This is a genomic window from Pseudovibrio sp. W64 (assembly GCF_001623145.1).
In the GTDB taxonomy this organism is placed as follows: Bacteria; Pseudomonadota; Alphaproteobacteria; order Rhizobiales; family Stappiaceae; genus Pseudovibrio.
In genome coordinates this window covers 173,085-199,326 of sequence record NZ_LMCI01000038.1, presented here as the reverse complement: position 1 = coordinate 199,326, position 26,242 = coordinate 173,085, and the positions used below count along the sequence as shown (strand labels likewise).

Here is a 26,242-nt window from a genome sequence, read left to right as displayed (position 1 = left end):
CCCGCCACATCAGAGAGGGCATCCGCGATACGCTGCAGTGGCTGGGACATTTTGCGGGAAACAAACAAGGCTACGATGAAGATGATAAGACAGGCGGTAAAGCCCAACACAATAAGCCGCTGGAAAGTCTGAGCGCTGGTCTCTTCGCCCACATTGCGTAGGCGTTCCTGTGCGTCCAGCAAGACTTCCAGTGGCTTGAAGGCGCAAATCACGAGCGGGGATGGACCGTTGTCACAGAACTCGAATGCGGTGTTCAGGATCTTAAGTTTACGCAAGTTTTCAGGCATTTGCAGCGCTTCAACCGGTGCATTTGGTGAGGCGCCAACCAGCTTGTCCTGATAGAAGATCGCAATCTCGGCACCTGAGATCTTGCTGTATTCGTCGATCACGCCGGAGTTGAAGGGAAACCAACGCTGCGCCACCAAGGCTCCGCGCCACTGGGTACCTGGGTCGATGAGTGAGGAATAAAGGACCTGAGAGACGCCTGCATCAGGCTCCCCCGGCAGTAACGGACCAAATTGAGTGGCTGGAAGAAGCGTGTATCTGACGGCTGGGCCTGTACCCGTGGACGGCGTCCAGACAGTACTAAGCGACTGTTTCAGATGAACTTTGAGGAGCTGTTTCTGGATCAACCCTGGATCGGCCCGCTTGGATGCTCCGACGATCTGGCCGCGGTAGTTCAGCAGGATAATAGCATCAAGCGGCGTGCCTTCCTGCACCAGTGACAGGATGTTCACATCACCTGCCCAGACGCGGGTTTCTGCGGCTTTTACGATGTCGCCGCGCTCGCCAATGGCAGAAAGGCTGGCTGCGGTTTCGGATAGCTGAGACTGGATACGGTGTCTTATCAACGCAACATCGCGTTCAAGCGTGGTGGAAAACTGGTTTACAGCGATTTGAGAGAGTTGCTCACTTTGGAGTTGAAGCGTTCTTTTCCATTGAATTACAACGAGAAATGTTAGCGCGAAATAAGATAGAGCAATGGCGACAACAGAGATGATTGCTAGTTTAAAAGAAATTGAGTGCCGGACTCGTCTCATAGAAATTGCCTGCGCCGAACAGTTTGCTATTCGCCAAATGAACAAAAACCTCGTGCGTGAGGGCACAGAGGTCTCATGAACAAGGCCTGATTGTCGCGAAACTGTCTTAAGCAGGCGTGAGCACTACCAAACTATGAGTTTTGTCGGTTAATGCTCACGAAAGCAGGTTGGTTAAATGCACTTTAATTGCATCGTACTAGGCAGAGAGCTCTAGTTTTCGCTCAGCGTTTACTTCAACGCTTGTCCTAATTTCGTCTGCGTTTTCAATAATCTGCGTCAAGTTGATTGCATCCAGCTCTTCCATGAAAGAATTCAGCGCATGCTTCAACTTGCCTTTGAAACGGCAGACACCCGATAGTGGGCATGGTTTGGCAGGATTGCATGCAAAGCACTCCACCAGTGCGAAGTTGTCTTCAACATTCCGGATGAGTTTACCGATGTTGATAGAAGCTGGCGCATGAGCAAGCATCAGACCACCCAATCGCCCTCGTCTGGATTTGATGTAGCCCTTCCGGTTTAAGATCTGCACGACCTTGGCGACCTGAGGACGCCCGCTGTTGGTTGCCTCAGACAAGCGGTCAATTGTCCACTTGTCGCTCCGGTTGACAGCCATGAGCATCAGTATGCGTACCGCTACATCTGTCATCCCAGTTAATTTCATAGGTACCTCGACCTTACTCTAAAGCTGAAATTGCTTCATCGAATTACAGTTAATAAAAACATTTGGGGTATTATTTTTATTGATTGACGCCGGTCATATACTACAAAAGAGCAGTACTCACATGGGAACATTGATCTCCATCAAAAGTTATCAAAATATAAATACAATTACCAACTACACACATCCAAACCATTACGCTGGGTCAATTAGAATCTACATTCTATACTTAGCGTAAATAACTTTTTTTGCGTTTTTTTCTTTCGTGACCCCAATATTTCCTTACGTAATAACTGAAAGAAACGAAAACTATGATTTATTAAGCATGGATTTTTAATGAGCGAAACTATCGATGATCGATTGACGTATCACTGTATATCTTCAGCGGAGTTGGAAGAACTTGGAAACTCCCAGGATATCATCATGGCGATCATGCCGGAGGTCTTGGATGAGTTTTATAGACACATTCGAAACTTTCCTGAGACCATGAAGTTTTTCAAGAATGAAGAGCACATGCGTCATGCGCGGGAGAAGCAGCATGAGCATTGGCGGCTCATATGCAGTGGAAAGCTGGATGATGACTATGCACAGTCTGTGCAGCGGATCGGCAGAACGCATCAGCGACTCGGCCTGACACCGCAATGGTATATCGGAGCTTACAGCAGGTTGGGAACGTTGCTCAGCGCAGCTCTTCTTGAGCAGTCTGGTGGCGGCTTATTCTCCCGTTCCAGCCGGCCAAGCAAGAACCTGCCTGGCATCCTCAACAAGGTCATCTTGCTTGATATGGACCTTGCACTGGCGGTTTATGACCAGACCGGGGAAGAGGCGCGTCAAGAGTTTCTGACGGACCTTGCAGAGCATTTTGAGGGATCTGTGGGCCAAGTCACGTCTTCCATTGCCAGCGCTGCAGATCAGCTGCATGGGTCTGCAGTTTCTCTTTCCGGTAACTCAGAGCACACCAACGAGATCAGCTCCAGCGTGGCAGCAGCGTCTCTGGATGCCTCTCAAAATGTGGAGGCGGTGCGCTCTGCAACCGAGGAACTGGGGACTGCCATTTCGGAGATTGCTGAGCAGGTTCACAAGACAACGATTACAGCCTCCAACGCGACACTCGCATCCACAAAGGCCTTCCAGCAGGTCAATCATCTGTCCCAAGTGGCAATCGAGATTGGTGATATTATTGACTTAATTACTCAAATATCGGAGCAAACCAATCTGCTCGCCCTCAACGCAACCATTGAAGCGGCGCGTGCCGGTGAGTTGGGCAAAGGCTTTGCTGTGGTTGCACACGAGGTGAAGTCGCTTGCTCAGCAAACAGCAAATGCAACTGTGCAGATCAGCGATCAAATCTCTGGGATTCAGGAGAGCACAAGCGAGTCCAAAGAGGCGATCTCTGAGATTAAAGAGATCATTGAAGAGATGAATGACAGTGCAAATGCCATTGCCAGTGCGGTTGAACAACAAGGCATCGCAACGCAATCCATTGCAGTGAACATCAAAGATGCTGCATTGGGAACCACGCAGGTGTCAGATAGCATCGGCCAGGTACAAAAAGCAGCGGATGAAACCGACAAAACCGCTTCAGGCGTGCTAGATGCTGCACAAATTTTATCCAATCAGGCTGCTGACCTGCGTTCGTCGGTTGGCACGTTCCTCGGCAACTTGAGGTAGAAAGCCTTCGCACTTGCGTTAGCTGCACTACGAAAAACTGGTGTTTGTCCTTCAACCAAAAGACAAACACCAGTGCTCTGCATACCCTGAGAAATTTAAACGACATTCTTCATGAATTCAGTATTTTACAGTTTTAACGGATACCTTACGTAAAATGCATTTATTTCATTCAGGTCACATTTGCAGTGCAACACTTCCTTAAAACTAAATAGGACAAAAGATTTACAACATATAATAGAATCTTACTTTATATTAACCTTTGGTTTAAAAACCATAAGTCGAATTGCGATTCATTATACTACCGAACTAGGCTTTCCTTTGCGTGAGCTGACGTAACTGTTTCTGGTGAACAAGGAATGGTGAACGCGGCAGGTTCTTAGGAGGACGGGACCTCTATCACGTCAATTCGGGCATTTTGCCTTTCGGGAGGATTTCATGAGCATTATTCGTAGGCCGATGAATCGGCGTAGCCTATTGAAGGCGGGAGCAGCCAGTGGTCTGGTTCTGGCGACCCCAACTATTATCAGCCGCAGCGCCTGGGCTGAAACCAATTTCCGTAATGACCCAACCAATTCCAAAACAGTCACTTTCGGTTTCAACGTGCCACAAACAGGCGCCTATGCTGACGAAGGCGCTGACGAGCTGCGTGCTTATCAGCTGGCCGTCAAGCACCTGAACGGTGAAGGTGACGGCGGTATGCTGAGCACCATGAAGCCGCTTTCGCTCAATGGTAACGGCGTTCTCGGCAAGAAAGTTGACTACGTCACCGGTGATACTCAAACAAAGTCTGATGCGGCTCGCGCCTCTGCAAAGCGCATGATCGAGAAAGACGGCGTTGTCATGTGGTCTGGCGGCTCTTCTTCCGGCGTGGCGATTGCACAGCAGTCTCTGGCGCAGGAAATGGGCGTTGTGTTTATGTGCGGTCTGACCCACTCCAACGACACCACAGGCAAGGACAAGCGGCGTTATGGCTTCCGCCACTTCTTCAACGCTTATATGTCCGGTGCAGCACTTGGCCCTGTGCTTGACAAAGAAATGGGCAAAGACCGTCGTGCTTATCACCTGACAGCTGACTATACGTGGGGTTGGACACAGGAAGAGTCCATTGCCAACACTACAGAAGGCCTTGGCTGGGAAACCGTCAACAAAGTCCGCACTCCATTGGGTGCTGGTGACTTCTCTCAGTACATCGCACCTGTTCTGAACTCTGGTGCTGATGTGTTGATCCTGAACCACTACGGTAAGGACATGATCAACTCGCTGACACAGGCTGTTCAGTTTGGTCTGCGTGACAAGCTTGTCAATGGCAAGAACTTTGAAATCATCGTTCCGCTGTACTCTCGCCTTATGGCTCAGGGTGCAGGCGAAAACATCAAAGGCATTTACGGCACAACCAACTGGAACTGGTCCTTGCAGGACGAAGGTTCCAAGGCCTTTGTTAAGTCGTTCGGCCAGGAATATGGCTTCCCACCATCCCAGGCTGCACACACCTGCTACGTTCAGACACTGCTTTATGCAGATGCGTGTGAACGTGCGGGCACCTTCAATCCAGCAGAGGTTATCAAGGCTCTGGAAGATCACCAGTTCGACGGTATGGGTAACGGCCCAACTCTTTACCGCGGTTCTGATCACCAGTGCTTCAAGGATGTGCTGGTTGTGAAAGGTAACGAGAACGCGACTTCCCAGTTTGACCTTCTGGAAGTTGTTGAAGTGACACCTGCTTCTCAGGTCACGTATGACCCAGAGATCTTTGGTGGCGAGCTTGGACCTTACAAGGTCTAACAGCACCGTTTGCCCGGCTGCAGTTTTTTGCAGCCGGGCAATGGCTCCTGCTTGAACCACTGATGTTCCGCATTGGATGCCTTGCACCTTCTCACAAATTTAAAGGGAGAAGAGCGGATGGACGCCATCGTTCTTCAAATTCTCAATGGCCTTGATAAGGGCGGTGCCTATGCTTTGATTGCGCTTGGGCTAACGCTTATCTTCGGTACGCTTGGAGTTGTGAACTTCGCCCATGGGGCCTTGTTTATGCTTGGCGCATTTTGTGCCGTAGCTTTCAATAAACTGATCGGCCTTGAGCAGGTTGTCGTCGATCCTACCAAGACCACAGCCTGGGGTACGCCTTTGGAAACCCGTGTGCCTTACATTGAGGTTTGGCTGGGTGACACTGGCACGACGATGCTCAACTACTCCGTTCCATTGTCTATCGCATTTGCCATTCCGGTCATGCTGCTGGTTGGGTATGTGATGGAACGTGGTTTGATCCGCCACTTCTACAAGCGCCCACATGCTGAGCAGATCCTTGTGACCTTTGGTCTGGCCATTGTTTTGCAAGAGATCATCAAAACTTATTTCGGGGCGAACCCTATTCCGCAATCTGCACCGGACATGGTGCGCGGCGCGATGGACCTGGGCATTTGGATCGGCTTTGATCCGGGAACTGTCGTCTATCCGCAGTGGCGCATTGTGTATCTGTTCTTCTCGCTTAGCGTGATTGGCGGGGTCTTTGCCTTCCTGCAGTTCACCACCTTTGGCATGGTCGTTCGCGCTGGCATGGCTGACCGCGAAACTGTTGGCCTTCTTGGCATCAACATTGAGCGTCGCTTTACGCTGGTCTTTGCTGTTGCTGCCGTCGTCGCAGGTCTTGCTGGCGTTATGTACACGCCGATCCTTCCACCAGATTATCACATGGGTATGGACTTCCTTGTGCTGTCCTTCGTGGTGGTGGTCGTGGGGGGCATGGGCTCTTTGCCCGGTGCGGTATCTGCTGGCTTTCTGCTGGGCATCTTGCAAAGCTTTGCGAGTATGAATGAGGTGAAGACCATTCTGCCGGGTATCGACCAGATCATTATCTATCTTGTTGCAGTTATTATCCTTCTGGTTCGTCCACGTGGACTTATGGGCCGTAAAGGTGTGATGGAGACCTGAGCCAATGATGACCAAGATTTCTCCACGCTCCGACCTGCTCATGCTTGTGCTGTTTACAGCTGCAATCCTGACAATGCCGATCTGGCTGGCACCGATTGGTGCCGGGTATCCAGACCTCTTGCAAAAGTTTGCAATTTTCGGCCTGTTTGCTCTGGGCTTCAACCTGCTGTTTGGCCTGACTGGCTATCTCAGCTTTGGTCATGCAGCTTTTCTGGGTATCGGGTCTTACGCCGCGGTCTGGAGCTTCAAACTGCTGGGAATGAACCCTATTCCAGCACTGCTCTTTTCCGTGGTGTTTTCCAGCCTGTTTGCGGTAGCCATTGGGTATATCTCGCTGCGCCGGTCAGGCATTTACTTTTCCATTCTGACGCTGGCGTTTGCGCAGATGAGCTATAATCTGGCGTACTCTGTGCTAACCCCAATCACCAATGGTGAGACTGGCTTGCGGGTGCTGCAATCTGACCCACGGTTATTTGACAGCACTTCAGAAGCGTCCGGTCCGTTGATTTCCAATCTGTTTGGGATTGAGATGACCGGGTACTCGGGTTTCTACTTCTGTGCCGTTCTGCTCATCATCGGATTTTACATTTCACAACGCATTTTCCGCAGCCCCTTTGGGATGATGCTGCGTGCGGTGAAATCCAACCAGAACCGAATGAGTTATACCGGCCTCAATACACGGCCTTACACCCTTGCTGCTTTCGTCATTTCCGGCACGTTTGCTGGTGTTGCAGGTAGCCTGCTGGCCGTGACAGATCCGCTTGCGGGTGCTGAGCGCATGCAGTGGACGGCATCTGGTGAGGTGGTTTTGATGACTATCCTGGGTGGTGCTGGCACACTGCTTGGGCCGATCCTAGGTGCAGGTCTCATCAAGTACTTCGAGAACATCTTCTCTGCATACAACGAGCAGACACTGCATGCCATTTTCTCCTTCCTGCCTGACTTCATGGAGGGCGCTGTGGTGAGCCTTGCAAGCTTGTTTGTGGGCGAAGGCTGGCATTTGACGCTTGGTTTGTTGTTCATGGTGATCGTGATCTTCCTGCCGGGCGGCATCATGGAAGGCTTCAACCGGATAACCAAGCTGTTCCGCCGGAGACCTTCGCGTGTTGGCAAGAGAGCAGGCCATTCGCATTCTCCAGCATCAGCCAATGCAGCGGAATAGAGAGAGGCAACCATGGAAATTCTTAGTGTTAAGGGCGTGAACAAGCGCTTTGGTGGCCTGAAAGCTCTCGATGACGTGAACCTTTCCATCGAGCAAGGGCATGTGCACGCCATCATCGGGCCAAACGGTGCAGGCAAATCCACATTGCTCAATTGTTTTGTAGGGCGTCTGATCCCTGATACGGGCTCTGTGACCTTTCTGGGCAAGGATCTCATTGGCGCTAAGCCGCATGAGATCAATCAGGCGGGTGTTTCCCGCGTGTTTCAGACACCGGAGATCTTTGGTGATCTGACCTTGCAGGAAAACGTGATGATCCCAACGCTGGCCAAGCGAGATGGAGCATTCACTATGAACGCCTGGGCTCGTGTGGATGGTCAGGGCGAAATTCGCGACAAAGCCATGCATATGCTTGAGGATGTTGGCCTTGCCGAGAAGAAAGACATGAGGGCGGACTCGCTTTCTCGCGGCGACAAGCGGCGTCTGGAACTGGCGATGTGTCTGGTTCAGGACCCAAAACTGCTGCTGCTGGATGAGCCAACTGCTGGCATGTCGCGGGCTGATACCAACAACACCATTGATTTGCTGAAGCGTATTGGCGAGCGCGGCATCACCAAGATCGTTATCGAGCATGACATGCATGTAGTGTTCTCCCTCGCCAGCAAGATCAGCGTTTTGGCGCAGGGCACTGTGATCGCTGAAGGGCAGCCGGAAGACATCAAGGGCGATCCACGTGTTCAGGAAGCATATCTGGGAGGGGCGCACGTATGACCATTCTCGAAGATCAATTCAAAGGCGCGACCGCGCCGGGTGTTACGCCTGTGCGCTCCAAAGGTGGTGCCCCGGCTTATTTCTCAGCTTGGGACCTGCACGCCTACTACGGCGAAAGCTATATCGTTCAGGGTGTTAGCTTTGATATTCGCGAAGGTGAGATCCTTGCGTTGCTGGGACGAAATGGGGCTGGGAAGACGTCCACTCTTCGCGCGATTGCCCGTGCCAGCGACCCGCAACTGACACATGGTGAGATCTGGTTGGATCATAAGCCTATTCATGAGATGCCAAATTATCTGGCAGCCCAGAACGGGATCCAATTGGTGCAGGAAGATCGCCGGATCATTCCGGGGCTGACCGTGGAGGAAAACCTTCAACTGGCGCAGATTTCGGAACCGCACGGGTGGTCGATTGAGCGTCTTTACGATCACTTCCCTCGCCTTGCCGAGCGTGCCAAGCAGGAAGCGGTGACCATGTCTGGCGGTGAACAGCAGATGCTGGCTGTGGCCCGTGCACTGGCTCGTGATGTGAAACTGCTGTTGCTGGATGAGCCGTACGAGGGCCTTGCTCCGGTGATTGTTCAAGAGATTGAGCGCATTCTTGAGAACGTGAAGGAGCTGGGCATCACGACGATTATCGTGGAGCAGAACGCTGTGGCGGCCCTGCACCTTGCGGACCGTGCGGTGATTCTGGACATGGGCGAAGTGGTGTTTGATGGCACGGCGCAGGATGTGCTCGACAACGAAGAGCTTCGACAAACCTATCTGGCGATCTGACGTTTTTGCTTGCGCGTCAGCTCCGCAAAAGCAGGTTGCGTTAGTTCTGAGTCTGCAACTTGCTTTATTTTGCAGGGTGTCTCTGAGCATTTTTCAGCATGTTCAGAAATCCCGATCAAGTTCCCCCAAGGGCTATTGACCCTTTACCTGAGCCAGAGGATTCGTTCCTCTGGTCTTTTTCTTTTTCGGGGCATCATTTTTCAAAGAGTATCTAAGAACTGCTGATAGGTCAGAGGACCTTGGCGTGCAGGTTCATGACCCAGAAAGCGGTCTTGCCAGAAACTCAGGTAGAGGCTGGAGAAGTCAAAGGTTTCTGCCAGAATACGTTGTTTCTCTTCAAGCAGACGTTCACTGGTCAACTCACTCCAATCTTCGAGAACCACGACTGGCAAGTCCTCGAATAACGGGTTCAGGCTTGAGGATTTGACGATGGGAATCGCCCCAAGAAACAGCGCTTCCCATGTCCGATGGCAGTCCATTCCATCCCCAAAAGGACTGATTGTGAAAAGGAACTGCGCGTTCTTACGCCAGGATTGCTCTCGGGGAAGATGATCACCTTCGAAGTAAGCAGTAGAGTTATCCGCAATCTCCATCACCTCCGCCCTGTCTCCACGATGGGCTGCATGGTGCCAGTTGCAGTAGCCTCGGGCTTCCCGAGCCTCCAACGGCGCGGCATCGGTAGCTACGACGCGCAGGCACTCTTCCTGCTCAAGCGGTGTCTGGAAGTCCCCCCAAGCGTGAGATTTGCGGGCTGTCATGGTGTGGTAATCCAAACCAATGGGCAGGTTGAAGACCTTTTCGTGCTCGATTGCCAGGTTCTGCGCATACCATGCAACCAGCAGCGGATGGGAGAGCAGGTTCTTCAGATCGAGTGAGGACAGCGTGTTCGGCAGGGTCGTGTCCGGCCCAACGGGCAGATCACTGTCACCGCTGAGCAGGACGAATGGCTGGCGAATGTGCAGTAGTTTGGTTTGGACGAAATGCGGCAGGGCATCCGTGGTGATGTAAAGCGTGGCACCTTCATGGTGATGCTCCAGCAACTCATCATCGAGGTCAGGTACCGAGGATTTCAGCTTCTGGTTCCGGCTTTGGCAGGTTTTGGCAAGGCCTCTGCTGGAGATAAACTTGCAGTGGTGTTCCTCTCTGTCTCGCGGCATCCACTGATAGGATTTGTATTGCAGCAATGAAAAGACCAACCAACCCTCCTGCGCTTTCCGATATCTAAGCGTGCACTGTTGTTTGGCGCCACTCTGAAATCTTTCCCACTATTTCCAGAGAACTCCCTATCCCCATAGAGCTTGGTGCGTATTCTTGGCCAGACACCGCGGCCAGTTTTAGGGAATACGCTATAGAGTTGAATGGAATTTGAGAGATCCCATTGGTGCAGGATTACCATGATTTACCAAAGTGCATGCAGGATGGAACTGGCACGCTAAAATCCATTGCAGTGCTTTTCAGCCAAGGATTTTACTGAAAGAAGGCCCATAGATGCGCTTCCTGTCCCAGCGCGATGAGGAACAGTCTCCTAAAAAAAACAAATCACAGCTCGAGGTGAGCTATGGCAATATTCCGCGCCATCGCACGCAGTTGCATCAGCGTCTTCTCGACCTGGGCTTGCCGACACAGCCTGTTATTCGTGAGGTGCTGGATTGTGCCCAGTACTACTCCCTCAAAGCCCATGAGGATTTGCTGGTACAAGGGCAAAGTGCGGACCGGTTTTTCATCATTCTTGAGGGGGATCTGGAGGTTATCAAAGAGGATCAGGATGGAGCCGATACTGTTCTTGGACACCTGAAAGCCGGTGATGTGGCAGGAGAACTGGCTTATATTCGCGCCCATGTAGGACCACAAAGTTACATCGCGAGCGTGCGGGCCAAGCGGGATACGGTTGTCGCTGCATTGAGCTGGAACCGGTATGGCACCTTGCCGACCTCGACTGAAACCAACTCCATGCTGTTTCGTTATTTTGCCCGGCAGGCGGCGCATCAGCTGGAACAAAGCAGCTCCCGCGTGCTCGAAGAGATCAAGATCCGATCCCGTCGATTGCAGGCCTATGCGGTTTTGCTGGTGGCGAATATGATCGCCATGTCGTCGTTTGCGTTGTTCATCAGCCTCTACAAAAATACGTTTGATGATTACGGTTACGGCTTCATTGCGATGACGGTTTACAGTTTGAGCCTGAACTTTATTCTCGCGGCTATTCTGTTTTACATCATGAAAAACCTCTATTTGCCGCCACGCATCTTCGGGCTTGAGTTCAGTCATCTCCCAAGCCAGTTTGGTTATGGGGTGGTTATGACTGTTCCGATTATTTTGGTGATGGCAGTTATCCGGTACATTGTGCACCCCTCAGAAGAGTCGTTTTCCTTCTACTTTCTCGCGCATCAGGTACAGGGGCCATTCATGGGGTGGCCAGAGGTGGCGTTTGCGATTTTTTATGCACTGGTGATGTGCCCTATTCAGCAGTTCATTGTGCGGTGTGGCATGCAGGTTCCTGTGACAGCCGCGCTGGGGCCACATAAGCTTTCCTCTGTGTTCTGGGGCAATTTTGCAGCTTCTGTTGCCTTTTCCATCATCCATCTGCCCTATTCCAAACTGGCCGTTTTGCTGACGTTTATGGTGAGTTTTTATTGGGGCGTAATGTTCCAGTATCGCCGGTCATGGGTGGCGGTTTCCACCAGCCACGCGATTGCCGGGCTTGCAGCATTTTATTGGTTCGCCTTGCTGCGTGTAGCCTAACAAAAAAGGCGCCAGAGGCGCCTTCTTCATTGTCATCAGGATCATTTTCAGATCAATTTTCAGATGGTTTGTCTTCCTTGGCATCAATGGCCAGTTCACCACCGGACCCTCTTGCCGCACGGCCTTCTTCAATGGTCCAACCAGCCCTTTCACGCATCCATTGGAAGCTGACGTAAAGGGTCGGGATGAGGAAGATACCGATAGTTGCTGAGAACAGCATACCTGCCAGCACCGGCACACCCACCGCAACCATGGCTCCAGCACCTGGGCCGGATGCAATGACCAAGGGTACAAGACCTGCGGAGAAGGCAAGTGATGTCATCATCACCGGGCGGAAGCGCAAGCGAGCACCTTCAATTGCGGACTCATAGATCCCCATGCCATCAATGCGTTTTTCGAGTGAGAACTCGTTCATCAGGATCGCATTTTTACCCGCCAGCGCGATCAGAATGACCATACCGATTTGTGCATACAGGTCGAACGCCAGACCGAAGATCCAGAGGCTTAACAAGGCACCTGCCAAGGCCGGAGCGACCGAAAGCAGAACGGGGATTGGTGTGTTCCAACTTTCATAAAGCGCCACAAGGAACAGATAGGCAAACAGGAAGGCTAGCCCCAGTACCAGTGCAGTTTGCCCCGCAGCTTCTTTCTGTTCCAATGCCAGCCCCGTCCACTCATAGGCATAGCCTTTTGGCAGGGCTTTGGCCGCGACACCATCCATCGCCGCCAAAGCTTCACCCAAGCCTGCACCGGGGGCTGCATTGCCGTTGAACGCGACTGCGCGGTAATTGTTGTAGCGGGTGATGGTGTTTGCCCCGCGTGACAGCTCAGTGTGCACGACGGAGGACAGTTCAACCATCTCACCTGTGTCTGAACGGACAAAGATGGAGCCGATGTCCTCAACACCAGAGCGATACTTCTGCTCTGCCTGCAGGCGGACGGTCCATGTGCGACCATAGAGGTTGAAATCGTTGATGTAATAACCGCCCAGCGTGGCTTGCAATGCGTTGTAAACACTTGCCACATTCAGGCCAAGCACCTGAGCACGCTCGCGATCCAGCTTCACATTCAATTGCGGGGTGTTTGCATTGAAGGTGGTGAAGAAGGAGGCGATATCCGGCGCTTCGTTGGCTGCGACAATCAGGGAGCGGGAGATTTGCGCAAGAACCGTTGGATCCTGACCTTCCAGTGCCTCCATGATGAACTCAAAGCCGCCTACCGTGCCGAGACCATCGATTGCGGCTGGATTGACCGGGAAGAAGGTTGCTTCGGGAATACCTGCCAAAGCTCCGTATGTTCTGTAAACGAAGGCGAAAGAAGACAGTTCACGTGATGGACGTTCCTCATAATCCTTGAGTTTGACGAAGAAAACGCCTGCGTTTGGTGATGAGCCGCCACCTGCCAAAAGGTCGAGCCCGATGATCATTGTGGTGGAGTTGACTGCCGGGTCTTTGCGGATGATATCGTCCGCTTTGCGCATGACCGCTTCAGTACGGTTGCGAGACGCACCCGGTGGCAGATTGACCAGCACCATGGCGTAGCCTTTGTCTTCATCCGGGACGAAGCCATCCGGGGTGTTGGAAACAACCAGGAAACCAAAGAGCGCGAAGCCCACTACGACAGGAAGCGAAAGCAGCGACATTTTTGCGATGCGCTTTATTAAGCCAGCATAACCATGGCCGACGTCATCAATCTTTTTGGAAACCTTGGCCATGACGCCTGTCAGATCTTCTGACTTCATCAAGATGGCGCAAAGAGCTGGAGACAGTGACAATGCGTTGATGGTGGAGATCACCATTGCAGCGGAGATAGAGACCGCAAACTCTCTAAAGAGCACACCGGATGAGCCTGGCAGGAAGGCCACTGGCACAAACACGGAGAGTAGCACCAGCGTAGTTGCGAGCACGGGGGCTGCAATTTCGCTGACCGCTTTTGATGTTGCCTGAGCCGGTGTGAGATCAGGGTGCTCATGCATAATGCGTTCAACGTTCTCAACCACGATGATCGCATCATCCACCACGATCCCGATGGCAAGCACCAAGGCCAGCAGCGAGATGGTGTTGGCCGTGTAGCCCATCATGAAGGCCACTGCGACAGCACCGATGATGGATACGGGGACCGCTATCAGCGGAATGAGGGTTGCGCGGAACTTGCCGAGGAAGACGTAGACCACGATGGTCACAAGCACGAAGGCTTCCAGCAGCGTGTGGATCACCTTCGAAATCATCTCATTCACGAAGAGGGAGGTATCGAAGATGGAGATGTATGTGAGGTCTTCCGGGAAGCGCTCTGCCAGAAATGCGATACGCTCGTTGACCGCTTCTGACACAGCCACAGCGTTTGCACCCGGAGACAGGTAAATCCCCACCATCGCTGTTGGTTGCTGGTTGTATTCTGCCAATATGTCATAGGAGGCGCTGCTGAGTTCTACGCGGGCCACGTTTCTCAGGTGAACCACAGAACCATCAGGGTTCGCACGCAGAACGATGTTCTGGAACTCTTCAACGGTGTTCAAGCGGCCTTTTGCTGTGACGGTGAGCTGGAGCTGCTGATCAGCCGCCAGAGGAGCTGCACCGATACGACCGACAGCAGCTTGTTTGTTTTGTGATTGAACTGCAGAGATCACATCTTCTGCTGTCAGATTGAGGGCTCTTAGTTTGACCGGATCCAGCCAGATGCGCATGGAGTAATCCTGCGCGCCGAACACACTGGCATCACCCACACCTGGAATACGCTTCAGTTCGTCTACGATGTTGATGGTGACGTAGTTGGAAATGAAGAGGCCATCATGTGTCTCATCGGGCGAATAGAAGGAAATCGCCTGCAGGAGATCACCGGCCTTTTTGGTAACGTTGACACCCTGATCCCGGACTTCCTGCGGTAGCTTGCTCTCAATGGTGCTTATTCGGTTCTGAACGTTCACCGCATTGATATCGGGGTCTGTTGTCAGATCGAAGTAGACCGTTAGCGAGTAGGTGCCATCACTGGAAGACGACGACTTCATATAGCGCATGCCGTCTACGCCGTTGACTGCCCCTTCAACAAGCTGGCCAACACTCTCTTCCACCGTTAGCGCATCCGCACCGATGTAAGTGGCATTTACCTGCACGGTTGGGGGAGCAATGGTCGGGTATTGTGATACCGGAATTGAGTAAATCGAGATCGCACCGACCACGACTATGAGAATCGAAATCACCATCGCCAGCCGAGGCCGGCGAATAAACATGTCATAGATCATGGTTTATTGACCTGCCAGCTGTGCGTTGACTTTAATTCCCGGGCGAACTTTCTGGATTCCGGATGTGATCACCAGATCACCTTTTTTGAGGCCACTTCCAACAATAACAAGACCGTTGATCTGATCGACGACGGCGATGCGCTGTTGCTCAACCACGTCTTCGTCATTCACCTTCAGCACATACGGGCCTTCCTGATCCAGCAGCAGTGCGGATTGAGAGACAACCAGCACAGGCGTGGCATCTTTGGCGTTGGCAACGACATCAACCAGCTGGTGGTCAAACAGCAAGTGGTCAGGGTTTTCAAAGATTGCATAAGCGGTGACGGTGTCTGTGCCCGGGTTGGCTTCTGCTTCAAGGAAGTCCAGCTTTCCGTTGTGCTGGTAGAACTTGCCGTCTGACAGGCGAATTCGAATGAGTATGTTATTGGTGACGAAGTTGTTGGCGCGCTGAGATTGCAAGATCAGTGCTTGTGGAACCGGGAACGCCACGCGAATGGGGTTCAAAGACGTGATGGTTGCCAGAGTTCCGCTGTTGGCATTGACGTAGGCCCCTTCTTTAAAGGCAGCGGTTCCGATCTGACCATCCAGCGGAGCGCGGATTTCGGTGTAGCTCAGATCTAACTCGGAGAGCTTCAGGTCTGCCTGACGCAGAGCCAGTGCGGCATTGGCCTCTTTCAGGTTCGCGCGGGCTGTATCGAGTTCGGAGACAGAGATCGTATCTCGGTTGACGAGCTGCTCCTTGCGGTCAAAGTCAACTTTTGCCAAATCGACCTTTGCCTGAGCACTTTCCAGATTGGCTTGGGATTGCTCTACTGAGAACTCATAGGGCTCCTGCTGGATCACAAAGAGCAAGTCGCCTTGCTGAACTGTCTGGCCTTCTTTAAATTCCAGCGGCTCCAGAAACCCGCCGACACGGGCAATGAGCGCGACCTGACTGATTGCTTCGGTACGGCCAGAAAAAACGCGTTCTTCTTCAATAACTTCTTCGCGTGCAGGTTCAACAATAACACCTGGAGGGGGGGGAGCTTCCTGAGCAAAGACTGCCGAGGAGAAAAGAAATGTGCCAAGAGACACCCCCAGAAATGCGAGGGCGGCTTTGCGCGTTGATGAAAGCAGATTTCCATTCCGGCCGGCAGGGAATTCCATTTTATTGTTCATTTTTTACTCTTACACATTGAGAATTGCTGGCAGCACTTGCCTAACATTACCTTAGGGAAGTAACTCAATCCTTGATGGCGTTGGGCACAGCTCTATCTTTTGCTGCCAAGGTCCCCTGGCAACGTTCAAATCAAGTCAGACTGAGAAGTGCATTTGTCCTCCCACTTTCGTGAGGGAAAGCCCGTGACTGGTGTCACAAAAAGCGGTTTCTGGAAATTTTTACCCCTTGTTCGCCTGTGCCAGGTGCACAAGCTGAGTGGTTTCTGTCCAGAATTGCTGGCGGATTTCTTTGCTCAGGATTTGCGTGTCCGGCGGGATTTTTGTTCCGCATTCGTAGAACCCACCGGTTTTGCCCGCAAAGTCCGGAGAGAGCAGCATGTGCATAGCTGGTAAGGCCGCATAGGGGGCAGATTTGCCGACCAGCGAGCTTTTCATGCCTAGCCAGAACCGCCTCATGGCGCTGTAGCCCTGCATTTGTTTGGTCAGCACAAGGCCGGGTCCAAACGCGTTGATGCAGATGTCTGTGTCCTTCAGCTGATCAGCCAGTTCCATCAAGAAGAGCAGATTGCAGTTGGTGTGTGCTCTTCCTCGGTCCCAACTATCTAGCTCACAGTCAGGATCGTTGAGGATGTTCAGGTCGGGTAGTTCGAACTTTGTCACCGGGCTTGCGAACGAGACGACCCTTGGCGCTATTTGGTCTTTGAGCAACGGTGTGATCTTATTCAGCAGCAGAAACCTACTGAGATAGTTGACTGCAAACCCAGCCTCAATCCCCTCTCCTGTGATGCCGCGAAACCCCGGCGTTTCGGCAGCGCAGAGGACGATACGGGTCAGGTCCGGCAGCTTTTGCGAGATCTCATCGGCGAGACGATCTACCTCTGAAATGAGGGAGAGGTCTGCCACAAAGCCACGGTGGGAGCGATTGGGGCCAGCGTCGCCGACATCCTTGAGAACGGCACTCACTTTCTCCTTAGAACGGCCCACAACTACAATGGTTTGCCCAGCGTCTGACAAACGGATCGCAAGCGCTCTGCCGATGCCATCCGTCGCGCCCGTTACCAGACAGGTGTTGTTGGTTGCCCGCCATTCCTCCAAATACCCGGGAGGTGGTGGCACCGGAATGGCTTTGGCTTTCTTCATGCCAGAAGTAGAGCAGAAACCTTTTAATCAGTTGCAGAATTTTTCGATAAACTCACTGAGGGAAAGCGTAAGTTTTTTTGCGGGGTCAAGATAGCGCCGCTCACACGAAAGTTTATGCGTGACGAGCTTGAGTGACTTTGCAGAAGTGCCCACATTTGCTAGTAGATTTTATCTGGGCGCGCTATCGGGATTGAGGGATCTAATTTAATGCAGGAAGCAATAACCGATTTCAGGGGCGCTTTGCGACGTCTGTATTTCGGGCAGACCACTGCTGGACGTTCTTGGCGTATCGGCTTGCTGATGTTTGATGTGGTCACGATCCTCTACTTCGTGCTTTCTGCAACGCTTCCCCAGCTGGAAGGCTATCCGCGGCTGGACTGGGCCATCGGGTTCATTCTGCTGATTGACTACGGATTCCGCCTCACCATTGCACTGCGGCCCTTCAAAGCTGCATTTGACAGCACGGCCATTGCAGACCTTATTGTAATCCTGTCTTTGTTTGCTGAAGCTCTTATCGAAAACCTCGGTTTCTTGCGCGTAATCCGCATGTTGCGGTTGTTACGCTCCTACCATGTGGTGAAGGATCTGCGGGAGACGTTCTCGTGGTTCAAGGAGCGTGAAGAGATCATCAACTCGGCGATGAACCTGCTGGTCTTCGTGTTTATGGTGAGCGCGGTTGTTTATGTGATTGAGGCGCACCTGAACCCGGACATCAACTCCTACATGGATGCGCTGTACTTTACCGTCACAACGCTGACGACGACTGGTTATGGCGACATCACCATGACGGATACGATGGGTCGCGGGATTACAATCGTCATCATGGTGTTTGGCGTGGCGCTGTTTTTGCGGCTGATCCAGACCATTTTCCGTCCGTCTAAAGTAAAATATGCCTGTCCTGATTGTGGCCTTAATCGTCACGATAATGACGCCGTTCACTGCAAGCATTGCGGCAATACTTTGCACATTCCCACGGAAGGGGAATGGCAGTAGGCCCTCTCGCGGTAAGCTGTAAATGACGGCATCAATTTTGAGAGTAAGACCGCCCTTGAGGCGTATGTTAGCATAAACAAAATTAATCTCGGCAATTCCTGGATTTATCCATGAGTTTCAATAGGTTTAATCCGAGAGAGCGGCAAGAAGTGGAATGGGCATGAGCCTTCTTACAAGTGCGATTACGTTTGCTACCGTGGTTATTTCCGGGTTGGTTCCCAATGCGACAATGGCAGAGGAAGCGACCTGTGGTGTGACTGCTCCCTGTGACGTTGAGAGCGGTGAATACTATGTTGCACTTCCGGATTCTCCTGCTGATGACGAACAGATTGGCGCCATAATCTACCTGCACGGGTGGAAGGGCAAAGCTGATCGCGCCATCGAGAATAAAGCTTTGCGTAATCTTGCAAACGAGCTTGGCGTTGCTCTCATTGTCCCGCAGGGCATTGGCGGTTCCTGGTCCTATCCAGGCTCCCCAAGTCAGGATCGTGACGAGTTCAAGTTCTTTGATGAGATGCTGACAGACGTTTCTGACCGCTTCCCGATTGATCGTGAGAAGATCCTGCTCTCAGGCTTTTCCATGGGTGGTTCCATGGTTTGGAATCTAGCCTGCTACAAGGGTGAGAACTATGCTGGCTTCGCGCCGATTGCCGGTGCCTTCTGGGATCCAATCCCAGCAGCCTGCCCTTCTCCTTTGACCAACCTTTACCACACCCACGGGGTTGAAGATAAAACCGTTCCGATGGTGGGCCGTGCTATTGGCGCGAACTGGCGTCAGTCCGATGTGTTTGACAGTCTGGATGTCTGGAAGCGGCAAGCTGGTCTCTATGATACTGAGCCGACATCCATCAGTGCTGGCGAGTTGCAGTGTGATGTGTGGTCTGCCAAAGGCGAGAAGCTTGAGCTTTGCCTACATGATGGCGGACACTCCATGAAGGCCAACTGGATCCGGCGTGCATGGCTTGATCTTGCCAACACAAAGCACTGGTAAAACCCACAGGTCCATCACGGTAGAAACTTCAAATTTCACGGGCCATCACGATACTGTGTGATTTTTCAGATTGTTGTGGTGGGCCTTTTCTGAGTGCTCTAACGTCTCTCCAAAATCTGCTGGATTGCTGTACATGACAGGGTCAGTCACCCTCCATTTGCGGTCAATCTTGCCTCAAAACCAATGGATTAGACGGTTTGAATTCTCTAGTAGACGGTGAACAGCACCAGTCCTCTACCACCAAAGGACCTTTGGATGGCCTTGTGGTGCTTGACCTTTCGCGCATTCTGGCAGGCCCAACCTGCACCCAGCTGCTGGGTGATATGGGCGCTGAAATCATCAAGATTGAACACCCAACACGCGGGGATGACACCCGCAAATGGGGGCCTCCCTTCCTGAAAGGCAAAGGCGGCGCGGACACTGGCGAAAGCGCGTATTATCTCAGCTCCAACCGCAACAAACATTCTCTCGGCATCGACATGCGTTCTGAAGAAGGCGTGGAGATGCTCAAAGAGCTGGCGGCGACCGCTGACATCGTTATCGAGAACTTCAAGGTTGGTGACCTTGCCCGCAAGGGCCTCGGTTATGACGACCTGCGTGCGAAGAATGATCGCCTGATCTACTGCTCCATTACCGGTTTTGGCCAAACTGGCCCTTACTCACATAGAGCGGGCTATGATGCGCTGATTCAGGCCATGGGCGGGATCATGAGCATCACGGGCCTTCCTGAGGAGGAAGGTGGCAGCCCGACCAAAATTGGTGTCGGCATTGCTGATGTGATGTGCGGGATGTATGCCTGCAACGCTATTTTGGCAGCTCTGCACCACCGTGAGAAAAGCAGTGAAGGTCAGCACATCGACATCTCCTTGCTGGATTGTCAGGTGGCATGGCTGATCAATCAAGGCCTTTCCTATCTAACTGACGGCAACATCCCAAAACGGCTTGGCAATGCGCACCCAACCATCGTGCCTTATGAGACCTTCCCGGCCTCTGACAAGGACTTCATGGTGGCTGTTGGCAACGATGCGCAGTACCAGCGTTTCTGTGAGATTCTAGGTTGTCCTGAACTGAACACTGATCCTCGCTTTGCAACCAACGCTGACCGCGTGCGCAATCGTGCTGAACTGGTGCCTTTGCTGCGTCAGTTCACAATCAAACAAGGTGCCCAGCATTGGACGGATGAACTTGAGGCTGTTGGCGTTCCGTGTGGTCCGGTGAATGATCTGGCTGGCGTGTTCAGCGATCCGCAGATTCTGCATCGGGGTATGAAGATTTCTCTGCCACACAAACAGTCTGATGATGGTCAGGTAAGCCTGATTGGTAACCCGATCAATTACAGCAAGACGCCTGTTACATACCGGAAGGCACCGCCGACCCTTGGCGAGGACAGCCTTGAAGTGCTGACCAAGTATCTACAAAAAACCAAAGAAGAAATTGACGATCTCGCTGCTCGCGGTGTCGTGTCACTGGGAGATTCATAATTATGCGCGGCGCTGATCTTATCGCTCAAAAACTGCATCAGGCTGGCAGTCAGTATGCCTTCGGGATTCCGGGCGGCGAAGTGCTGGCCCTTATGGATGCCCTGAACCTTGCTGGCTTAAAATTCAATCTGGTGAAGCACGAGAATGCTGGTGGCTTTATGGCTGAAGGCGCATGGCATGGCCTTGCACGCCAAGGCACGGATGCTCCTGTTGTTTTGCTGGCAACACTTGGGCCGGGTGTGACCAACGCCGTCAACGTGATTGCCAATGCCTTTCAGGATCGCGTTCCGCTGATCTTCCTGACAGGTTGCGTAGATACTGCTGAGGCTGAGACCTACACTCACCAGGTGATGGACCATCAGCAACTGCTGCGTCCTATTGTGAAAGCCAGCTTCAAAGCAGCTCCGGGTGCGCTGAATGCCATGATGGATAAGGCAATTTCCATTGCCATGTCTGGCCAACCGGGACCCGTGCACATTGATGTGCCGATCTCCGTTGCCGAAGGTGAAAGCGACGAAACACAGAAAACACCGAACTATGGTGTTCGTGCTGCGCAGCTGCCATTTGGTGATGTGCTGGAGCAAGCGCGTGATTTGCTGGGCTCTGCTCAGCGCCCAATCGCAATTGCTGGTGTTGATGCCGTCAATGTGGATGCAGGCAATGAGATTGAGGCGTTCTGCGAGGCCTACCAGATTCCGCTGATCACCAGCTACAAGGGCAAGGGGCTCATTCCTGAAGGCCATAAGCTCTCGCTTGGTGGAGCAGGTTTGTCACCCAAAGCTGACAAGAACCTGATGCCTTTGCTGGCTGATGCGGACCTTGTTGTGCTGATCGGCTATGACCCCATTGAAATGCGCGTGAACTGGCGTAATCCGTGGAGTGAAGAGACATCAGTTATTGAGCTGACACCAGTGCTGCGTAGCCATGGCATGCACCATGTGAGCCATACACTGGAAGGCGATGTGAAGCCGACCCTGATGGCTCTGACACCAGAAGATGAAGCCGGAATTGTTCCAGAAGAGAGCGATTGGCTTCGTGATCGTATTGCGCCCGCCAAGGAAAAGCTGAAGGCCGACTTTACTGCGGAAGAAAGTGGTTGGGGCCCAGCCACTGTGTTCCACGGCCTTCGGGAAGCCCTGCCGGAGACCACTGTTGCAACTGCGGACAGTGGTGCGCACCGCATTCTGGTAAGCCAAATCTGGGAGAGCCACTACCCGCGCACAATGCTGCAGAGTTCTGCGCTTTGTACGATGGCATGTGCCTTGCCGCTTGGCATCGGGCATAAGATGGCAAAACCGGAAGATCCGGTTGTTGTGTTTGTAGGTGATGCCGGTCTGGAGATGGGTCTTGGTGATCTCGCGGTTCTGCGAGATATGCAGGTGCCGTTTATTGTCTGTGTGCTGGTCGACGAGAGCTTGTCTCTGATTGAGCTGAAGCAGCGCGCGAACCAGAACCCTAATCTGGGCGTGGACTTCTCTGCAACCAACTTCCCTGCACTTGCTGACGCTTATGGCGGGCATGGTGTTTGGGTGGATGATGCAGAGAGCCTGAAGAAAGAAGCGAAGGCAGCACTGGAGCGCGATACCTTCACTGTTCTTGCTTGCCGTATTGACCGCAGAGCCTACGAAGGTAAGCTGTAGAGATATTTGCATTTCGAGTGTGTCGCGGGAAAGGTGACACACTCTCTAAATTCGTTGTTAAAGAGTGCCTCAGGTGTTACCTGTGGCACGGTCCGCAATGCGCTGGAAGATCACATCCAGTTCCTCGCTCAGTGAGACCAAATCCTCAGAAGCCGTGGCTCGGTAAGGCTGGAAGACAAAGCTCGGCGTCTTCCATGACAGCGTTCCAGTGCCATCCGGATTTTCCGACAGATAGAAGCGAACTGGCGCCTCAATACCTGCCTGCACACTTGCTGCCAGCATACGACGTGCAAAGTCATTGCGGAACACACCAATCACGTAGTTGCCAGGGATCTCGAAACCGTTTGCTTTAGCGCCTCGAGAAGCACTTGCCATGCTGACGAGCAGCATGTCTTCTTCGCGAATGGCTTTTTTCAGGGAGCCCAGCAGTTCATCAATCGCCATGGAGGTTTCGACAACCCGCCAGCCATTGCGCGGCAGCACCTTGCCCTGCTGTGCCTGCTCTGTAGTGATTTGGGCCTGGGATGGTTGAAAAGCGGCCATAACGAACATCAATGTTCCAACAAAGCCAAGCATCCCCGTTAGGAGTTTCATGGTTCAATCCTTTTCGTAATGAAATGAGTTTAAAAGCGGGAGTTGAACAGGCTGTTGTTCAAGCTCCCTTGATTTTAATTGGCCAAGTTTTAGTCGTTTCCGGCAGCTGGCTTCTATTTCGCGGTAACAGATGCAGGATCCATTCCGATCAAATGACGGACACGGGTCCCAACCATGGACCCGGCAAAGGCGAAGACGAGCCATAGCCATCCATGTATGGAGCCAGAGGTTATACCCCCGAGATACGCCCCAATGTTGCATCCGTAAGCAAGGCGCGCGCCGTACCCGAGCAAGAGGCCTCCGACCACTGCAGTTCCAGCATCTCTAAGATTAATTTTTTTCATCGGATTGAACTTTCCGGCCAGTCCAGCTGCAATCAGAGCCCCGAGCACAATGCCGAAGTTCATGACGGATGTGGAATCGGCAAAGACAGATCTTTTGATCGCGCCGACCTGCCATTGCCAGTAAGGCCAGGTCTCTACCGGGATACCAATGGCATAGAAAAACTTTGCGCCCCAGAGTGCGAAGCCGGATGTCACGCCCCACGGGCGCTGCAGCACAATGAACGTAAGAACGCAAACCAACGCCAACATCAACGCACCCAGAACATACCCCCATTGACCCTGAAAGAACCCGGTGGTTTTGCGGGATTTCTCTAGTTCACCCCATTGTTTTTTCTCGATAAACACCGAGAATATCGCAAAGGCGACCAGTGGCACAATGGTGATCAGTAGCGCAGGGACGACCCCATAGCCACGCACAAGCGAAAATGCCGGTAATCTTGGAAGAGAATTCCAGAATGAAAGATGCGCTGTTGCAATTACGCTGCCCAAAATGAAGAAGACAAGAGTGATCACCATGCGTGATGAACCGCCTCCGACAGTGAACAATGTGCCTGATCCACAACCTCCGCCGAGCTGCATTCCGATGCCAAAAATGAAGGCTCCGACAGCTGCTCCAACACCGAATGGAAACACAAAGCCACCGGTGCGGATGCCAATGTCTGGCCCGTATTGAAGGAGTGGGAAACTTATTAGACAAACCAATGAGATAAGCAGGAATTGAGCACGAAGGCCCTGCCCTCTTCGCTGGGTGACAATACGGCGCCACGCTGCCGTAAATCCGAAGCTCGTATGGTACAGCGCAACGCCTGCCAGAGCACCGATCAAAGCACCGCCAAAAACACGCCAGCCGTTGTTCTGGAGTCCCAATAGAGCAACACCGGCCAACGCGACCAGCGCTCCGATGACGATCACAGATTGCGGTGATTGAATCTGTTGATCGATTTTTGTTTGTTGATAGCTACTCGTATTCGCCATGAATTCGCCACGTACTTAGTCTCAATTGGAGTAAGGACATTACACAGTGGGGACTAACTAGAAAATCAAGAAGCAGTGAACACTATTTCATCCGACAAACAGAAGATTATCACAAGGTAATAAATACTGGCATAATAGAACTTAATATCTAAAATCTTACTTATTATCACTATTAATAATAGTAGGTTTTTACAGGTAAGCTTCTATTTGACGCATATTTTTTCTTAGTGAATAGAATAGTGTTTTCTATTTCTTCATGAGGTTGAACTATATTTTCTACATAAACAAAGCTTGCTGATATTAAACACCATTTTGTGTGTTGAACGTCATCGCCAGTTTTGAAAGGGTTCTGATCAACAGATTTCCTGGCAGACCTGTGTCGTTAGTAATGTAAACCCAATGGCTTATCTCATAAGCGATTGCACATTGCACGAAATACCGGTCGCCTCAACCACGGGTCGCATCCATGCGCATTGATGACCAGTTCGAATACACGGTAACACTCTCCGATAAGAGTGCATTAACACACTGGAACAACACTATTCTTGCGTTTTTGGCACATAGTGCTGCAACGCCGGAGCATCTTGCGAAAACACTGGAGGCCGATCCAGACTTCGCTCTGGCTCAAGCCGCGCGTGGCCTGTTCTGCCTACTGCTTGGCAGACGTGAAATGACAGCAACTGCTTTTGAAGCTTATGCAATTGCTGATAAATGCCGCAGAGATACACAGATTACAGACCGTGAAGACGCTGTTGTTGAGGCTTTGAATGACTGGCTTCAGGGTACGCCGACCAAGTCTGCTGATCGCCTTGACGAACTGCTTCTTAAATACCCGCGCGATGCATTCCTTCTGAAGCTCGTCCACGCTATTCGCTTCGTTCTTGGCCAGCCATCCCGCATGCGCTCCTCGATTGAAGGGGTGATCTCGTCTTACGAAGACGACCATATCGCAAAAGGCTATGTACACGGTTGTTACTCCTTTGCGCTGGAAGAGACTGGTGATTTTGACCGGGCTGAACGGATCGGCAAAGAAGCCGTTGCATTTCAACATGATGATGCCTGGGGCCTGCATGCAGTTGCCCACGTGCTGGACATGACCGGCCAGACCGAAGAAGGCATCAAATGGCTTGATGACCAGCCAAAGGCTTGGGAACACTGCAACAACTTTGGCTATCATGTTTGGTGGCACCTTGCGCTGCTGCACCTTGATCGCGGCAATGTTGAGCGTGTTTTCGAGCTCTATGACCAAAAGTTCCGCAAAGACCATACAGACGATTATCGCGATATTTCCAACGCAGCTTCCATGCTGGTTCGCCTTGAGCTTGAGGGCATCAAGGTAGGTAACCGCTGGGAAGAGCTGGCGAGCATCAGCGAAAAGCGTGTCGACGATTCCTGTAATGTTTTCGCAGACTTGCACTACATGCTTGCTCTGCTGGGAGACAACCGTCGTCAGTCCTCTGACCGCCTTTTGACACGAATGCGCACATTTGGCGAACAAGACACCAACGAGATGGGTCTCGTGACCAAAACAGCAGGTTCTCCAACAGCATCTGGCTTGATGCAGTTCAAGAACGGCAATTACTTCAGCGCTTACCACCACCTCGCAGAAGCACGTCCGTTGTTGCGTACCGTTGGTGGCAGTCATGCTCAGCGTGATGTATTTGAACGCCTCACCATTGAAGCCGCTTTGCGCGCTGGCCTTTGCCAGGAAGCAAAACGGATGATTGATGAGCGCACACGCTTGAGAGGCGGATCAGACACCTATGGTGAAACCCGCATGGCTCAAGCAACCCGCATGACGGAAGCCACCGACCTCATGCAAAGTGAACACCTACGATTCCGTATGGGATAAATGGAGGTGCAGCTTCGGGGGATTTCGGAGCTGCATTTCATCATCTATAGTTTTTAGTTTCAGAGACATCGTGAACCAGCACAGTATACCGCCG

General features: G+C 52.2%; 19 protein-coding genes and 1 pseudogene. 12 read left to right on the top strand and 8 right to left on the bottom strand.

The window, feature by feature from the left end; translation table 11 throughout:
* Together PsW64_RS27975 and PsW64_RS17450 are read right to left on the bottom strand one after the other, a co-directional pair.
* Positions 1 to 1,040: pseudogene (locus tag PsW64_RS27975) on the bottom strand (putative bifunctional diguanylate cyclase/phosphodiesterase); the annotation flags it as partial.
* Positions 1,041 to 1,236: 196 nt separating this feature from the next.
* Positions 1,237 to 1,701 (bottom strand): RrF2 family transcriptional regulator, encoded by a 465-nt coding sequence (locus PsW64_RS17450; RefSeq protein ID WP_208860038.1) that lies wholly within the window; start codon positions 1,699 to 1,701, stop codon positions 1,237 to 1,239.
* A 333-nt stretch (positions 1,702 to 2,034) separates the two neighbouring features.
* Between PsW64_RS17450 and PsW64_RS17445 the strand changes: the two genes are divergently transcribed.
* From PsW64_RS17445 to PsW64_RS17420, 6 genes are all read left to right on the top strand, one after another.
* Positions 2,035 to 3,369, top strand: a complete 1,335-nt coding sequence (locus tag PsW64_RS17445) for a globin-coupled sensor protein (RefSeq protein WP_082830560.1) — start codon at positions 2,035 to 2,037, stop codon at positions 3,367 to 3,369.
* Between the two features lie 435 nt (positions 3,370 to 3,804).
* Positions 3,805 to 5,151 carry a substrate-binding protein gene (locus tag PsW64_RS17440; RefSeq protein ID WP_193757817.1) on the top strand — a complete coding sequence of 449 codons (1,347 nt, stop codon included), beginning with the start codon at positions 3,805 to 3,807 and terminating at the stop codon, positions 5,149 to 5,151.
* Between the two features lie 117 nt (positions 5,152 to 5,268).
* On the top strand, positions 5,269 to 6,297 hold the full coding sequence (locus PsW64_RS17435; protein WP_057461714.1) for a branched-chain amino acid ABC transporter permease: 1,029 nt from the start codon (positions 5,269 to 5,271) through the stop codon (positions 6,295 to 6,297).
* A gap of 7 nt (positions 6,298 to 6,304) precedes the next feature.
* Positions 6,305 to 7,459 (top strand): branched-chain amino acid ABC transporter permease, encoded by a 1,155-nt coding sequence (locus PsW64_RS17430; protein ID WP_446737472.1) that lies wholly within the window; start codon positions 6,305 to 6,307, stop codon positions 7,457 to 7,459.
* Positions 7,460 to 7,471: 12 nt separating this feature from the next.
* Positions 7,472 to 8,227 (top strand): ABC transporter ATP-binding protein, encoded by a 756-nt coding sequence (locus tag PsW64_RS17425; RefSeq protein ID WP_057461712.1) that lies wholly within the window; start codon positions 7,472 to 7,474, stop codon positions 8,225 to 8,227.
* The gene (locus PsW64_RS17420; protein ID WP_063294136.1) at positions 8,224 to 9,003 is read left to right on the top strand and encodes an ABC transporter ATP-binding protein; all 780 of its coding nucleotides are present in this window, start codon (positions 8,224 to 8,226) and stop codon (positions 9,001 to 9,003) included. Before PsW64_RS17425 ends, PsW64_RS17420 begins: the two co-directional genes overlap by 4 nt.
* A 200-nt stretch (positions 9,004 to 9,203) precedes the next feature.
* Here the strand turns inward: PsW64_RS17420 and PsW64_RS17415 are convergent, their stop codons facing one another.
* Positions 9,204 to 10,199, bottom strand: coding sequence for a hypothetical protein (locus PsW64_RS17415; protein WP_208980858.1), 996 nt, complete (start codon positions 10,197 to 10,199; stop codon positions 9,204 to 9,206).
* 292 nt (positions 10,200 to 10,491) lie between these two features.
* Here PsW64_RS17415 and PsW64_RS17410 point away from each other — a divergent pair, with 292 nt between their 5' ends.
* On the top strand, positions 10,492 to 11,742 hold the full coding sequence (locus PsW64_RS17410) for a cyclic nucleotide-binding domain-containing protein (protein WP_057461710.1): 1,251 nt from the start codon (positions 10,492 to 10,494) through the stop codon (positions 11,740 to 11,742).
* A gap of 52 nt (positions 11,743 to 11,794) precedes the next feature.
* Here the strand turns inward: PsW64_RS17410 and PsW64_RS17405 are convergent, their stop codons facing one another.
* From PsW64_RS17405 to PsW64_RS17395, 3 genes are all read right to left on the bottom strand, one after another.
* Complete coding sequence (locus tag PsW64_RS17405; protein ID WP_063304389.1) at positions 11,795 to 14,980, bottom strand: efflux RND transporter permease subunit; 3,186 nt, start codon at positions 14,978 to 14,980, stop codon at positions 11,795 to 11,797.
* Between the two features lie 3 nt (positions 14,981 to 14,983).
* Positions 14,984 to 16,138 carry an efflux RND transporter periplasmic adaptor subunit gene (locus PsW64_RS17400; protein WP_208980857.1) on the bottom strand — a complete coding sequence of 385 codons (1,155 nt, stop codon included), beginning with the start codon at positions 16,136 to 16,138 and terminating at the stop codon, positions 14,984 to 14,986.
* 219 nt (positions 16,139 to 16,357) lie between these two features.
* A complete protein-coding gene (locus PsW64_RS17395) occupies positions 16,358 to 17,278 on the bottom strand; it encodes an SDR family NAD(P)-dependent oxidoreductase (RefSeq protein WP_063286630.1) in 921 nt (306 codons plus the stop codon).
* Positions 17,279 to 17,485: 207 nt separating this feature from the next.
* On the opposite strand from PsW64_RS17395, the gene PsW64_RS17390 reads away from it, so the two are divergent.
* The 4 genes from PsW64_RS17390 (at position 17,486) to PsW64_RS17375 (ending at position 22,383) form a co-directional block, all read left to right on the top strand.
* A complete protein-coding gene (locus PsW64_RS17390) occupies positions 17,486 to 18,271 on the top strand; it encodes a potassium channel family protein (protein ID WP_063286629.1) in 786 nt (261 codons plus the stop codon).
* Positions 18,272 to 18,431: 160 nt separating this feature from the next.
* Entirely contained in the window at positions 18,432 to 19,262 is an 831-nt protein-coding gene (locus PsW64_RS17385; RefSeq protein ID WP_208980856.1) for an alpha/beta hydrolase family esterase, read from the top strand.
* 197 nt (positions 19,263 to 19,459) lie between these two features.
* A complete protein-coding gene (locus PsW64_RS17380) occupies positions 19,460 to 20,743 on the top strand; it encodes a CaiB/BaiF CoA transferase family protein (protein WP_063304388.1) in 1,284 nt (427 codons plus the stop codon).
* Positions 20,744 to 20,745: 2 nt separating this feature from the next.
* Positions 20,746 to 22,383, top strand: coding sequence for a thiamine pyrophosphate-binding protein (locus tag PsW64_RS17375; protein ID WP_063304387.1), 1,638 nt, complete (start codon positions 20,746 to 20,748; stop codon positions 22,381 to 22,383).
* 69 nt (positions 22,384 to 22,452) lie between these two features.
* Here the strand turns inward: PsW64_RS17375 and PsW64_RS17370 are convergent, their stop codons facing one another.
* Together PsW64_RS17370 and PsW64_RS17365 are read right to left on the bottom strand one after the other, a co-directional pair.
* Complete coding sequence (locus PsW64_RS17370) at positions 22,453 to 22,977, bottom strand: DUF302 domain-containing protein (RefSeq protein ID WP_063304386.1); 525 nt, start codon at positions 22,975 to 22,977, stop codon at positions 22,453 to 22,455.
* 113 nt (positions 22,978 to 23,090) lie between these two features.
* Positions 23,091 to 24,296 carry a YeeE/YedE family protein gene (locus PsW64_RS17365; RefSeq protein ID WP_063304385.1) on the bottom strand — a complete coding sequence of 402 codons (1,206 nt, stop codon included), beginning with the start codon at positions 24,294 to 24,296 and terminating at the stop codon, positions 23,091 to 23,093.
* Between the two features lie 466 nt (positions 24,297 to 24,762).
* Between PsW64_RS17365 and PsW64_RS17360 the strand changes: the two genes are divergently transcribed.
* Complete coding sequence (locus PsW64_RS17360) at positions 24,763 to 26,148, top strand: tetratricopeptide repeat protein (RefSeq protein ID WP_063294144.1); 1,386 nt, start codon at positions 24,763 to 24,765, stop codon at positions 26,146 to 26,148.
* The last annotated feature ends 94 nt before the right edge of the window (positions 26,149 to 26,242 follow it).

What these genes read in the sequence shown, in the direction of transcription:
- PsW64_RS17440 (WP_193757817.1), top strand. Translation starts at nt 3,805, where the DNA reads ATGAGCATTATTCGTAGGCCGATGAATCGGCGTAGCCTATTGAAGGCG.
- PsW64_RS17365 (WP_063304385.1), bottom strand. Translation starts at nt 24,296, where the DNA reads ATGGCGAATACGAGTAGCTATCAACAAACAAAAATCGATCAACAGATT.
- PsW64_RS17445 (WP_082830560.1), top strand. Translation starts at nt 2,035, where the DNA reads ATGAGCGAAACTATCGATGATCGATTGACGTATCACTGTATATCTTCA.
- PsW64_RS17405 (WP_063304389.1), bottom strand. Translation starts at nt 14,980, where the DNA reads ATGATCTATGACATGTTTATTCGCCGGCCTCGGCTGGCGATGGTGATT.
- PsW64_RS17425 (WP_057461712.1), top strand. Translation starts at nt 7,472, where the DNA reads ATGGAAATTCTTAGTGTTAAGGGCGTGAACAAGCGCTTTGGTGGCCTG.
- PsW64_RS17390 (WP_063286629.1), top strand. Translation starts at nt 17,486, where the DNA reads ATGCAGGAAGCAATAACCGATTTCAGGGGCGCTTTGCGACGTCTGTAT.
- PsW64_RS17400 (WP_208980857.1), bottom strand. Translation starts at nt 16,138, where the DNA reads ATGAACAATAAAATGGAATTCCCTGCCGGCCGGAATGGAAATCTGCTT.
- PsW64_RS17410 (WP_057461710.1), top strand. Translation starts at nt 10,492, where the DNA reads ATGCGCTTCCTGTCCCAGCGCGATGAGGAACAGTCTCCTAAAAAAAAC.
- PsW64_RS17370 (WP_063304386.1), bottom strand. Translation starts at nt 22,977, where the DNA reads ATGAAACTCCTAACGGGGATGCTTGGCTTTGTTGGAACATTGATGTTC.
- PsW64_RS17450 (WP_208860038.1), bottom strand. Translation starts at nt 1,701, where the DNA reads ATGAAATTAACTGGGATGACAGATGTAGCGGTACGCATACTGATGCTC.
- PsW64_RS17385 (WP_208980856.1), top strand. Translation starts at nt 18,432, where the DNA reads ATGAGCCTTCTTACAAGTGCGATTACGTTTGCTACCGTGGTTATTTCC.
- PsW64_RS17430 (WP_446737472.1), top strand. Translation starts at nt 6,305, where the DNA reads ATGACCAAGATTTCTCCACGCTCCGACCTGCTCATGCTTGTGCTGTTT.
- PsW64_RS17360 (WP_063294144.1), top strand. Translation starts at nt 24,763, where the DNA reads ATGCGCATTGATGACCAGTTCGAATACACGGTAACACTCTCCGATAAG.
- PsW64_RS17395 (WP_063286630.1), bottom strand. Translation starts at nt 17,278, where the DNA reads ATGAAGAAAGCCAAAGCCATTCCGGTGCCACCACCTCCCGGGTATTTG.
- PsW64_RS17420 (WP_063294136.1), top strand. Translation starts at nt 8,224, where the DNA reads ATGACCATTCTCGAAGATCAATTCAAAGGCGCGACCGCGCCGGGTGTT.
- PsW64_RS17375 (WP_063304387.1), top strand. Translation starts at nt 20,746, where the DNA reads ATGCGCGGCGCTGATCTTATCGCTCAAAAACTGCATCAGGCTGGCAGT.
- PsW64_RS17435 (WP_057461714.1), top strand. Translation starts at nt 5,269, where the DNA reads ATGGACGCCATCGTTCTTCAAATTCTCAATGGCCTTGATAAGGGCGGT.